The following is an 11,986-nucleotide window of genomic DNA, read 5'->3' as shown; positions in this document are numbered from 1 at the left end:
CTGCAAAGCCTTCAGCGCGCCGTGGTAGAGGCACGCAAACGCCGTGAATTCTAGCAGATGCGTTCGGGCGGGTGCGGCTCAGAACGCCGGATGGGGCGGATCGATCAGGTCGCGCAGGGCACGCGCATGCTCGTCGTCGCCCAGCAGCGGCGCCAGCACGGAGCGTGGCGCGTCGATATCCAGGTGCCAGCCATGCTCGTCGATGGACTCCCCGGCAATGGCGCCGGCCGCTTTCAGGCGCGCATGCAGGCGGCCTGCCGTGAGCGGAAGCTCAAGGCCCGAGCGGATGCGGTCGCCGCCGAGCAACTCGCCCAACGCCTCGCGCAAGCCCTCGACGCCCTGCCCCGTCGCCGCCGACAGCCATACCTGGCGCGGCTTGCCGTCATCGCCTCGGTCGATCCGCGGCTCGACGTCGATCAGGTCGACCTTGTTCATGACCGACAGCTGCGGCACGTCGCCCGCCCCGATCTCGTCGAGCACCTCGTCGACGACACGCCGCAGCAGGTCGCGCTCCTCGTCGGCGGCATCGCTCAGGTGGATCAGCAGGTCCGCGTCGCGCGCCTCGGCCAGCGTGGCGCGGAACGCGGCCACCAGGTCATGCGGGAGCTCGCGGATGAAACCGACGGTGTCGGCGACCACGGCGGGCCCGCAGGACAGCCCGTCGATCTTGCGTACCGTGGGGTCCAGCGTGGCGAACAACTGGTCGGCGGCGTAGACCCCGCCAGTGGTGAGCGCATTGAACAGCGTGGACTTGCCGGCGTTGGTATAGCCGACCAGGGCCACACGCGGCACGGTGTTGCGCAGGCGGGAGCGCCGCTGCTGGTCGCGCTGCACGCCGACCTTTTCCAGCCGCTTGCTCAGCATCTTCACCCGCTCGGCCAACAGCCGGCGGTCGGTCTCGAGCTGGGTTTCACCCGGGCCACGGTTGCCGATGGCACCGCCGCGCTGGGCGTCCAGATGGGTCCAGCCGCGCACCAGGCGCGTCGAAAGATGCTTGAGCTGGGCCAGTTCGACTTCCAGCTTGCCTTCGTGGGAGCGGGCCCGCTGGGCGAAGATATCGAGGATGAGGCCGGCGCGATCGACCACGCGCGTCTTCAGCTGCTTCTCGAGGTTGCGCTCCTGCACCGGGGTCAGCTCGTGGTCGACCAGCACCACGTCCGCCTCGAGCGCACGCACGGCCTCGGCGACCTCGTCGGCCTTGCCGGTGCCGATATAGAAACGGGGGTTGGGTTTCTCGACGCGTGCCGAGATGGTCGCGAGGACCTCGGCGCCTGCGGAGGATACGAGCTCGGCGAACTCTTCGCCGCGCCGGATGGCGTCGCCTTCGCCGCGGGAATGCGGCAGCACGAGCACGGCCCGGTCGCCTTTCTTTTGCCTGTCGAACACTTAGGGGGATGACCTCATCGAAAAGAAGGGGTACGCGTAACCCAAGGATACGCGCACCCGTCCTTACACATATGGGTTGCCGCCGGGGTTCCCTCAACCCTCGACGTCGCCCGTGCCTCCGTCCGCATGGTCGTGGCCGCCGACGCGCACGTTGCGGCTGGGCACCACGGTGGAGATGGCATGCTTGTAGACCATCTGGCTCACCTGGTTGCGCAACAGCACCACGAACTGGTCGAACGACTCGATCGTGCCCTGCAGCTTGATGCCGTTCACCAGGTAAATGGCGACCGGCACGCGCTCGCGCCGCAGCGCATTGAGAAACGGATCCTGCAACGATTGCCCTTTGGACATTTCTTCTTCTCCCCTACGCCTTCGTACGGGACCGGGCAAAAAGAACGCCTTTCGACGCCCCGGTCCAAGTGTCTTGAATCTTAACCGCTTTTAAACGCTGGCTGGAAGCGCCGTACGTCACCGTATCGGCTTTTCCAGGAACCCTGCCAGCGCCACGTCCGACGCCGGCAGCGGATCCTGCCTGTCGGGGTCGAAGGTGCGTGCGTCCAGCTCACTGCGCAGCCAGGTGATCTGCCGCTTGGCGAGTTGCCGCGTGGCATAGATACCACGGTCGCGGAAGTTCGTGGCGGTTCCCTGCCCGTCGAGGTATTCCCAGGCCTGCCGGTAGCCGACGGCCCGGATCGCCGGCAAGTCGGCATGCAGGTCGCCGCGCGCCCGCAGGCGCTGCACCTCGTCGAGGAATCCCTCCGCGATCATGGCCTCGAAGCGCTGCGCGATGCGCGCGTGCAGCAGCGTGCGATCCGCCGGCAGCAGGGCAAGCTTGAGCACCCGCCAAGGGAACCGCTCGCGCTGCCCCTGCCGTTGCAGCTCGGTCAGGGTGCGGCCGCTCAGCGCCATCACTTCCAGCGCCCGCTGGATCCGCTGGGCATCGCCGGGCCGGATTCGTGCACCGGCCACCGGGTCGCGCGCCGCCATGCGCGCGTGCATCGCGGCCCAGCCGATGCGTGACGCCTCGGCGCCGATGCGCTCGCGCAGCGCCGGATCGGCCTCGGGCAGGTCGGACAGGCCCTGCTGCAAAGCCCGGAAATACAGCCCCGTGCCCCCGACCAGCAAGGGCACCCTGCCCGCGTCGTGCTGGCGGGCCATCGCCGCCAGCGCATCCGTGCGGAAATCCGCGGCCGAGTAAGGGTGTGCGGGATCGCGTATGTCCACCAGTTCGTGCGGGTAGCGCGCCAGCGTGGCGGCATCGGGCTTGGCCGAACCGATGTCCAGCCCGCGATAGACCAGCGCGGAATCCACGCTGATCAGGCCCAGCGGATAACGGTCGGCCAGCGCGCAGGCAAGCGCCGTCTTACCCGAGGCCGTGGGGCCCATCAGGAAGATGGCGAGGGGACGGGTATCCAGGGTCATGCGCGCGTCGGTCGGTCAAACGACCGCAAGGGTAACGCAGGCGGACATGCCGATGGCGTCCACCCTTACCCAGGCAGACATTCCGCCATGAGATGCGGGAACAACCTGCATGACCTAAGGAGTGGTGTCGGGTAACCTCATCGCTCACCGCCGTGATCAGAAAGTACGCAGCGCAATGTAAGTCGTTGAGCAACCAGCGCACATGCGACTTATCCACACGGTTATGCAACTCGTATCCACACCGGCTGTGGATAACCACACGGACCGCGGAAGACACCACGCAAGCAGCGGACGCAACGGTGCAGATGTCGCCCTGACAAGCCGCTTGCCCTGTTCTGATTCACTGGTCAGCGAGTGAACAGCGTGACGCAAGTACGCGTCACGCGGTGCAAATTCCCACTTGTCCACAGGCTTATGCAGCACGTATCCACATTGGGTGTGGATAACCGTGCTGGCGACGCTCCTAAAAAGTTCTTCACGCGTTGCCCGCGGAGGAGGCGTCGGGCGGTCACCCTCTGCGCTCGAGCAGCGGCCGCAAGCGGCCGAACTCGCTCAGAGGATGACCACCCGACACCTCCCTGAAAACTGAAGTTGCGGGCTGGGAAAGCAACGCTTGCGGCATCGCACGGAGCGTCATCTCCAGGGTGGCCCCGCCCGATGTCGCCAACGCTTTGCTCTCCACACCGAGTGCCTCCGTCGTCACAGAGGAGCTGGGTGGTTACGCTCTGAGCGAGTTCGGCCTCTTGAGGCCGCTGCTCGAGCGCAGAGTGTGACCACCCGGCGCCTCGTCGCCGCGCCCTACGAGCGACGATGGCTCGACTTCGGGACTGTCCACGGTCATGTGCGAAGACCCATAAAAAAAGGGACGACGCAGCATGGTGGCCCGCACCGTCCCCCGCTTCAAGCTACCCCGCTTACTAGGCCGCGGGACGGAAGATCGCGCAGAGCTTGTTGCCGTCCGGATCGCGAACGTACGCAAGGTACACCTCGCCCGCGCCGGTCTGGCGCGGACCCGGCGGCTCTTCGATCGAGACCCCACCGGCCGCGACCGCCGCGTCGTGGAATTGCGCGACCTGCTCGGGCGAGTCACAGCGAAAACCGACCGTCGTGCCATTGCCGGCCTGGGGCGGCAGGTCGTTGATCGGCTGCGTCACGCAGAACGAACTGCCGTCGTGCCGATAGAACAGCCGGACATGGCCGCTGTTCGACACGTTCCTTACGGGCTCACCGGCACCCACGACACCGAGTACCGAGTCGTAGAACCGCTTGGAACGTTCGATATCGCTGGAACCCACCATCACGTGACTGAGCATGCAAACTCCGTTGGGGCTTCAAAGGTCGTCCAGATTGTAATGGCTCACCTCGCCAGCGAAAACGGAAATGTCGCGAACGTCGCTTTCCTCCCGGGCACCTCAGTCGCCAGCGAGGTGTCGGGTGATCACCCTCTGAGCGAGTTCGGCCGCTTGCGGCCGCTGCCCGAGCGCAGAGGGTGATCACCCGACGCCTCCTCCGCGCATCGCACAAGCAGCAGACGTACGCCTCCTGCACTACGCGAAGAACAAGAAAAAGGCCCGCCAGTAACGGCGAGCCCTTTCCACTCATGCGCGAAGAACCTATCACCACTTACTTCGCCGGCACGCCCATTTCCTTCAACAGGTTGTCCGCGTGATCGAGGTGGTGCATCACCCAGAGCATGTAGCGCACATCCACCTGGATCGACCGGTTGAGCTTCGGGTTGAACAGCCAGTCGCCGCTCACCGACTCCCAGTTGCCGTCGAAGGCCAGGCCCACGAGACGCCCCTCGGCGTCCAGTGCCGGCGAGCCGGAGTTGCCGCCGGTGATGTCGAGGTCGGCCAGGAAGTCCACCGGTAGCGTGCCCAGCTTCTTCGAGGCGTAGCCGTCGAAGGCCTTCGCCCTGATCGCATCGATCTCGGCCTTGGGTGCGTCGAACGGATCTTCACCGGTGTTCTTCTCGACGATGCCTTCAGCCGTGGTGAACGCCGAGTAGCTCACGCCATCGCGCGGCGCCACGCCCTTCACGTTGCCGAAGGTCACCCGCAGCGAGCTATTCGCATCCGGGTAGACGGGCAAGCCCTGCGACTCCTTCCACGCGATGATCGCCTGCATGTAGCGCGGGCGCAGCTTGGCCAGTTCGCCCTCGCGGGCATCGTCCTGCTGGTCGATCGCCTTCAGTTCCGGCAGCAGTGCACGGGCCAGCTTGAGCATGCTGTCGTTGCTGGCGTCCAGTGTCTTCGCGTCGGCCTTGAACCACTTCATGCGCTCGGCGGTGTCGCCCAGCTGGCTGCCCTTGTACAGGGCGGCCACCTTCGCCTGGATCGCGGGACGCGTGGACGCGCCACCCAGCCAGGTGTCCAACCCGGTCAGGCGTTGGTCCTTCGGCAACGACACGTAGCGCACCAGGGCGTTGGTCAGCAGTTCCTGGTCGGTCTGCGCGTCGTAGCGACGCTCCATCTGCTTCAGGGCGCCCTCGATACGGGGTTCGTCGCGCTCCTGGTAGCCCGACTCGCGGTCCATGTCCCGCTTGGCACGCTCGTCGGCCAGCTTCGCCAGGCGCACGCCCGCGGAGAACAGCTGCGTTCGCTGGATGAGCATCAGGTCCAGGTCGCGCTCGCGGGTGGCCTGGTACTCGGCCAGCTTCGCCTTCAGCTGGGCGATGTCGGCGGCCAGCGCCTGGTTCTCGGCGCCGCCCTGTTTGGCCAGCCAGGCGTTGAGGTCGGCTTCCTGCTTCTGCTTGACCGCGACGGCGTCCGCGCGACGCAGGCCCTCGAGCTGGCCGCCGAAATTCTTCAGGTAGTTGTTGAGGCCGGCGACGAGGCTGGCGTACTTCACGGTGACGTTGGGATCGCGCTTGCCGTTTGCGGCGATGGTGTCGAGCTGCTGCTGGTAAAGCTTGATCTGCGTCGGGTAGGTCCAGTCGATGGCGCTGCTGACCTCCTGGGCCAGGCGGTACCGGTTGGTGCGGCCGGGGTAACCCACCACCATCACGTAGTCGCCTTCGTCCACGCCCTGCGCATTGACCTTGATGACATGCTTGGGGTGGTACGGCACATTGTCCTTCGAGTAAGCGGCGGACTTGCCGTCCTTCGCGACATACGCGCGCAGGTAGCTGAAGTCGCCGGTGTGACGCGGCCACATCCAGTTGTCGATGTCGCCACCGAACTTGCCGATGGACTCGGGCGGGGCGTACACCAGACGCACGTCCTTGATCTCCAGCTGCTTGATCAGCTGGTAGCTGTAGCCGCCGTGGAACGTGTAGACATCGCAGCGATAACCGTCGGTCTCGCAGGCCTTGACCAACGACTTCTTCGCCCGGTCGATCGCGTCGTAACGCTGCTGGCCGGTCATCGACGGGGTGAGCTTGCCGGTGACGTCGGCCGTGACGTCACGGATTTCCTCGGTGACGAAGACCCGCATGTCGGGCGAGCCCGGCAGTTCCTCGGCCGGCGTCTTCGCCAGGAAACCCTGCTCGATGAGGTTCTTGTCCTTGGTGGAGTTGTACTGCAGCGCGCCGTAGCCGCAATGGTGGTTGGTGACCACCAGGCCGTCCGGCGACACGAACGACGCCGTGCACCCGCCCAGGCTGACGATCGCGCCCATCGGGTAGGCCGTGAGGTCGGTGAGCGAGGCCGGATCGAGCTTGAGGCCGTGCTGCTTCAGCGTGGCGGCGATCTTCGGCAGCTGGGCCGGTTGCCACATGCCTTCCACGGCGTGGGCAACGGGAACGAACGCGGCCGCGAGGGCGGCGGCAAGGGCAAGTCGGCGCATGGGGTGATACTCCCTGAGTGTTATAAGGTAACAATGCGGCACGGGCCCGCGAGGGGCTATGTGCCGGAGGTCATGGGTGCGTCGGCGCATGGGCCGCGGGAACCCCCAGTTCCTCCAGCAACGCCGGCGACGGATACACCTTGTCCATCAGCCAGCGCATGTAACGCATGTCGACATGGATGGCGCGCTTGTAGCGCGGGTCGTACATCCAGCTGGCGCTGACGGCCTCCCAGTTGCTGTCGAAGTTCAGCCCGACCAGTTCGCCCTTCGCGTTCACCACGGGCGAGCCCGAATTGCCACCGGTGGTGTCGAGGTTGCTGAGGAAGTCGACCGGCATCGCACCGGTCCGTGGATCGGTGTAGCCCGCGAAGTCGGCCTTGCGGATCGCGTCGATGAGTGGCTTCGGCGCGTCGAACGGGAACCGTCCGGTGTTCTTCTCCACGATGCCCTGCACGGTGGTCACCGGCGCGTAGCTCACGGCGTCGCGTGCCGCCAGGGGCGTCACCTTGCCGTAGCTGACCCGCAGGGTCGAGTTGGCGTCCGGGTAGACCGCCTTGCCCTGGCTCTGGCGATAGGCTACCAGCGCCTGCATGTACGCGGGTCGCAGGCGCATGAGGTCCCCCTCTCGCGCCTTTTTCTCATCCTCGATGCGCAATAACGCGGGGCGGAGTGCGCGGGCGGCAACCAGCAGGGCGTCGTCGTCACGCTCGACGGTGCCAGGGGCGGCGGCGAACAGGCGTTCGCGCTGGGCCTCGTCGCCCAGGCGGGTGGCCGCATACAGGCGGTCCAGCGCGCGGGTCAGTTCGGCGGGCGTGCGGCCGAACACGGTGTCCAACTCGTGCAGGCGCTGTGCGTCCGGCAGCTGCTGATAGCGTGTCATCAACGTGCCGACCAGCGCCTTTTCCACGGCGGGATCGTAGCGGCGCTGGATCTGCCGCAGCTGGCTGTGGATCATCTCCTCGTCGCGCGCCTGGTAGCCGGATTCACGCGCCGCGTCGTCCTTGCGCCGTTCCACGGACAGTCGATCGATCGACAGCGCACCTCGCATCAACTGCGTCTGCGCGGACAACAGGCCGACCAGCAGGTCGCGTTCGCGCACGTCCTTGCCCTGCGCAATCAACGCCATGACCTGATCGATCGACGGCCGCAGCGCCTTTGCATCCGGTTGGGTGGCCAGCCACGCCAGCATCGCCGCTTCGTCCTCGCCACGCACGGCCACCGCGTCGCTGCGCTCCAGGCCTTCGCGCTCACCGCTGAAACGCTTGATGCTGTTCTTCAGCGATTGCAGTTGCGACGCATAGCGGATGCCTGCGTCCTTGTCGGTCTTGCCCTGCGCCTCGATCACGTCCTGCAAGGCCTTGAGCACCGTCACGGCGGTGGGTAGCCGCCACTGCACCTGATCGGCGAACTCGGCCGCGGTGCGATGGCGATAGGTGGTGCCTGGGTAGCCGGCCAGCATGACGAAGTCGCCTTCGGCCACGCCCTCCGCGGCGATCTGCAAATGCGAAGGCGGATGGTAGGGCACGTTGTCCGGCGAAAAATCGGCCGGCTTGCCGTCCTTGCCCACGTAGGCGCGCAGTACCGTGAAGTCGCCCGCATGGCGCGGCCAGACGAAATTGTCGATCTCGTCGCCGTAGTTGCCGATGGCGCGCGGCGGGGCGTACACCAGCCGGATGTCGCGCAGTTCCAGCTGGCGCACGAGGTAGAAGTCGCGGCCGTAGAACATCGTCGAGACGCTGCAGCGGATGCCGGCCTCCGCTTCGCACTCGGCGACGAGCGCCTTGCTGGCGGCATCCACGGCGTCGTAGTACGCCCTGCCCGTGGTACCGCGCGCGGCGGCCAGGATGCGGTCGGTGACCTTGTCGAAGCCGACGGTCACACGAAGACGGTAATCGGGGTTCGCCGGCAGTTCGCCGGCGCGGTCGGGCGTCACGAAGCCGTCGGTGATCAGGTCGCGGTCTGCCCGCGTGTTGTACTGGATCACCCCGAAGGCCACGTGGTGGTTGGTCAGCACCAGGCCGTCGGACGAGACGAACGCCCCGGTCCCGCCGCCGATCCGGACCACGGCATTCAACGGCGCGCGGGTGAGATCGGCGAGGTCGTCCGGGTTGCCGCGGAAGCCGGCCTCCTTGAGGTTCTTCGCAAGCGAGGGCAGTTGCGACGGTAGCCACATGCCTTCGTCGGCCTTCGCATCCAGCCCCAGCGCCATGGCCGCGCCCAGCATCATCGTTCGGATTCCCATCATCGGTGCCCCTGTCGGTCTTGCCCAAAGCGGACCCGACCATAGAGGCCCTCGGGCGGTCGTGGCAATGGCGCGGCGCACCACGACCGGATCGGTGGCGGCCTTATAATCGCGGTTTGGGTCCGCCCCCGGACCTTCCCCGCACGGAACCCTTTGAAGCCCATGCAGCAGACGATGAAGGCGCTGGTCAAGCGCAAGCCCGAACAAGGCATCTGGATGGAAGAAGTGCCGGTGCCGCAGCCCGGCCCGAACGAAGTCCTGATCAAGGTCGAGAAAACCGCCATCTGCGGTACCGACCTGCACATCTACAAATGGGACGAATGGTCCCAGCGCACGATCACCCCGGGGCTGACCATCGGCCACGAGTTCGTCGGCCGCGTGGCCGAGATCGGCCCCGGCGTCACCGGCTACGCCATCGGCGACCGCGTCTCCGCCGAGGGGCACATCGTCTGCGGCCACTGCCGCAACTGCCGTGCCGGCCGCCAGCACCTGTGCCCGAACACCACCGGCATCGGCGTGAACCGCAACGGCGCCTTCGCCGAATACATGACCATGCCCGCCTCGAACCTCTGGCCGATCCCGGACCAGGTGCCGTCCGAGCTGGCCGCCTTCTTCGACCCGTACGGCAATGCCGCGCACTGCGCGCTGGAATTCGACCTGATCGGCGAAGACGTGCTGATTACCGGCGCCGGCCCCATCGGCATCATCGCCGCGGGTATCGCCAAGCACGTGGGCGCGCGCAACGTGGTGGTCACCGACGTGAACGACTACCGCCTCAAGCTGGCCGCCGACATGGGGGCCACGCGCGTGGTCAACGTGTCGAAGCAGTCGCTGAAGGACACCGTGAAGGACCTGCACATCGAAGGCTTCGACGTGGGCCTGGAGATGAGCGGCAACCCGCGCGCCTTCGGCGACATGCTCGACTGCATGTACCACGGCGGCAAGATCGCCATGCTGGGCATCATGCCGCGTGGCGCCGGCATCGACTGGGACAAGGTGATCTTCAAGGGCCTCACCCTTCAGGGCATCTATGGCCGGAAGATGTACGAGACCTGGTACAAGATGACCCAGATGGTCCTCACCGGCTTCCCGCTGCAGAAGGTGCTCACGCACCAGATCGCCATCGACGATTTCCAGCGCGGCTTCGACCTGATGGACGCGGGTCACTGCGGCAAGGTGGTGTGCTCATGGACATGACCTACCCGGGCCAGACACGTTTCGCCAGCGAACTCGACGCCATCCGCGAACAGGGCCTGTTCAAGCGCGAGCGCATCATCGTTTCGCCGCAGTCGGCGCAGATCACCCTCGAGGACGGCCGTTCCGTCCTCAACTTCTGCGCCAACAACTACCTGGGCCTGGCCGACCACCCCGAGGTGATCCAGGCCGCCAAGGATGCGCTGGACACGCATGGCTTCGGCATGGCCAGCGTGCGCTTCATCTGTGGCACGCAGGACCTGCACAAGGAACTGGAGGCGAAGATCGCCACGTTCTTCGGCAAGGAGGACACCATCCTCTACGCCGCCTGTTTCGATGCCAACGGCGGGCTGTTCGAACCGCTGCTGGGCGAAGAAGACGCGGTCATCTCCGACGCTCTCAACCATGCGTCGATCATCGACGGCATCCGGCTGTGCAAAGCCAAGCGGTTCCGCTACGCCAACTGCGACATGGCCGATCTGGAAGCCCAGTTGCAGGCGGCCGACGCCGCCGGCGCGCGGACCAAGCTGATCACTACCGACGGCGCGTTCTCGATGGACGGCTTCGTGGCCCCGCTGGCCGAGATCACCGCGCTGGCGGCGAAGTACGGCGCCCTCGTGCACATCGACGAATGCCACTGCACCGGATTCCTCGGTGACACCGGCCGCGGCTCGGCCGAGGTACACGGCGTGCTCGACAAGATCGACATCATCACCGGCACGCTGGGCAAGGCCCTGGGTGGCGCGCTGGGCGGTTTCACCACCGGCCGCCGCGAGGTGATCGAACTGCTGCGCCAGCGCTCCCGGCCCTACCTGTTCTCCAACTCGCTGCCGCCGCACGTGGTGGCGGCGGGCACGAAGGTCTTCGACATGCTGGACGCCGCGGGCGACCTACGCGAGAAGGTGAAGGAGAACACGCGCTATTTCCGCGAGAAGATGACCGAAACGGGTTTCGACATCCGTCCCGGCCAGCACCCCATCGTGCCGGTGATGATCTACGACGCCAAGCAGGCCCAGGCCATGGCGGCCGACCTGCTCGACGAAGGCGTCTACGTCACCGGGTTCTTCTTCCCGGTGGTGCCGCAAGGCAAGGCGCGCATCCGCACGCAGATGAGCGCGGCGCATACGCGCGAACACCTCGATCATGCGATCGCGGCGTTCACGAAGGTCGGACGCTCGCTGGGCCTCCTGAAACACTGAGGCAACGCGGCGCGCCTACCGGGCTCCGAGGCGAAGAGCCGCCGCCTCGGCCCCGGTAAGGTGACGCCACTGCCCCTTGCCCAGGTCGCCCAGCGGCAGGTCGCCTATCGCCACGCGGACCAGGCGCTGCACGTCGAAGCCGAGTACGGACATCAGTCGGCGGATATGTCGATTGCGCCCCTCGTCCAGGGTCACTTCTAGCCAGGCCGTCTTCTCGCCACGGCGCAGCAACGATGCCGCACCCGCGCGCAGTGGCTCGCCCCCATCGATCACACCCGTGAGCATGGCCGACAGGGTGGCCTCGTCCGGCTGGCCGACGACCTGCACATGATAGGTCTTGGGCACGTGGGTGGCCGGGTCGGTGATACCGGCCGACCATGCCGTATCGTTGGACAGCAACAGCAGGCCCTCGCTTGCCTTGTCCAGGCGCCCCACCGGCCCCAGCCAGGGCAGACCGGCACCCTCCAGCAACCCGTACACGGTATCGCGCCCCCGCTCGTCCGCCGCCGACACGACGATACCGCGCGGCTTGTTCATCGCCACGTAGACCGGCGTGGCGGTTTCCACGCCGCCCCCGTCCAGCTCGATGTGCTCGGTACCGGTAATGGGGAATTCCGGGTCCCGCACGACGCGACCATCCACCCGCACCCGTCCTTCACGGGTAGCCTTCTCCGCCTGGCTGCGCGAGCAGACGCCGCGCTTGGACAGCACCCGCGCCACGCCAAAGGCAGGGGCCGATCGCGCGGGTCGGCGCATG

The 11,986-nt window shown here is 66.6% G+C and carries 9 protein-coding genes; 2 read left to right on the top strand and 7 right to left on the bottom strand.

Annotation, left to right across the window (positions count from 1 at the left end; translation table 11 throughout):
- Window positions 1-78 precede the first annotated feature (78 nt).
- The 6 genes from hflX to QRN34_RS17145 form a co-directional block, all read right to left on the bottom strand.
- On the bottom strand, window positions 79-1,386 hold the full coding sequence (gene hflX, locus QRN34_RS17170) for a ribosome rescue GTPase HflX (protein ID WP_036142801.1): 1,308 nt from the start codon (window positions 1,384-1,386) through the stop codon (window positions 79-81).
- Window positions 1,387-1,479: 93 nt separating this feature from the next.
- A complete protein-coding gene (gene hfq / locus QRN34_RS17165; RefSeq protein WP_036142805.1) occupies window positions 1,480-1,737 on the bottom strand; it encodes an RNA chaperone Hfq in 258 nt (85 codons plus the stop codon).
- Window positions 1,738-1,854: 117 nt separating this feature from the next.
- Window positions 1,855-2,808 carry a tRNA (adenosine(37)-N6)-dimethylallyltransferase MiaA gene (miaA, locus tag QRN34_RS17160; RefSeq protein WP_285406371.1) on the bottom strand — a complete coding sequence of 318 codons (954 nt, stop codon included), beginning with the start codon at window positions 2,806-2,808 and terminating at the stop codon, window positions 1,855-1,857.
- 917 nt (window positions 2,809-3,725) lie between these two features.
- Window positions 3,726-4,121 carry a VOC family protein gene (locus tag QRN34_RS17155; protein ID WP_285406368.1) on the bottom strand — a complete coding sequence of 132 codons (396 nt, stop codon included), beginning with the start codon at window positions 4,119-4,121 and terminating at the stop codon, window positions 3,726-3,728.
- 310 nt (window positions 4,122-4,431) lie between these two features.
- Entirely contained in the window at window positions 4,432-6,594 is a 2,163-nt protein-coding gene (locus QRN34_RS17150) for a S46 family peptidase (RefSeq protein WP_285406365.1), read from the bottom strand.
- Between the two features lie 70 nt (window positions 6,595-6,664).
- Window positions 6,665-8,836, bottom strand: a complete 2,172-nt coding sequence (locus tag QRN34_RS17145) for a S46 family peptidase (protein WP_285406413.1) — start codon at window positions 8,834-8,836, stop codon at window positions 6,665-6,667.
- 174 nt (window positions 8,837-9,010) lie between these two features.
- Here QRN34_RS17145 and tdh point away from each other — a divergent pair, with 174 nt between their 5' ends.
- Both tdh and kbl read left to right on the top strand, forming a co-directional pair.
- On the top strand, window positions 9,011-10,033 hold the full coding sequence (gene tdh, locus QRN34_RS17140) for an L-threonine 3-dehydrogenase (protein ID WP_285406410.1): 1,023 nt from the start codon (window positions 9,011-9,013) through the stop codon (window positions 10,031-10,033).
- Entirely contained in the window at window positions 10,030-11,229 is a 1,200-nt protein-coding gene (gene kbl / locus QRN34_RS17135; protein ID WP_285406409.1) for a glycine C-acetyltransferase, read from the top strand. Before tdh ends, kbl begins: the two co-directional genes overlap by 4 nt.
- Before the next feature lie 15 nt (window positions 11,230-11,244).
- On the opposite strand, the gene QRN34_RS17130 is transcribed toward kbl, so the two are convergent.
- Complete coding sequence (locus tag QRN34_RS17130; RefSeq protein WP_285406407.1) at window positions 11,245-11,985, bottom strand: pseudouridine synthase; 741 nt, start codon at window positions 11,983-11,985, stop codon at window positions 11,245-11,247.
- Between the last annotated feature and the right edge of the window lies 1 nt (window position 11,986).

This window comes from Luteibacter sp. ME-Dv--P-043b (assembly GCF_030209605.1).
In the GTDB taxonomy this organism is placed as follows: Bacteria; Pseudomonadota; Gammaproteobacteria; order Xanthomonadales; family Rhodanobacteraceae; genus Luteibacter.
Note: the sequence above shows the minus strand (reverse complement) of the source record. Positions and strands in the feature narration are given on the sequence as shown.

Coding starts and splice junctions, on each gene's coding strand:
- QRN34_RS17145 (WP_285406413.1), bottom strand. CDS start 8,836: ATGGGAATCCGAACGATGATGCTGGGCGCGGCCATGGCGCTGGGGCTG.
- QRN34_RS17150 (WP_285406365.1), bottom strand. CDS start 6,594: ATGCGCCGACTTGCCCTTGCCGCCGCCCTCGCGGCCGCGTTCGTTCCC.
- kbl (WP_285406409.1), top strand. CDS start 10,030: ATGACCTACCCGGGCCAGACACGTTTCGCCAGCGAACTCGACGCCATC.
- QRN34_RS17130 (WP_285406407.1), bottom strand. CDS start 11,985: ATGCGCCGACCCGCGCGATCGGCCCCTGCCTTTGGCGTGGCGCGGGTG.
- tdh (WP_285406410.1), top strand. CDS start 9,011: ATGAAGGCGCTGGTCAAGCGCAAGCCCGAACAAGGCATCTGGATGGAA.
- QRN34_RS17155 (WP_285406368.1), bottom strand. CDS start 4,121: ATGCTCAGTCACGTGATGGTGGGTTCCAGCGATATCGAACGTTCCAAG.
- hfq (WP_036142805.1), bottom strand. CDS start 1,737: ATGTCCAAAGGGCAATCGTTGCAGGATCCGTTTCTCAATGCGCTGCGG.
- miaA (WP_285406371.1), bottom strand. CDS start 2,808: ATGACCCTGGATACCCGTCCCCTCGCCATCTTCCTGATGGGCCCCACG.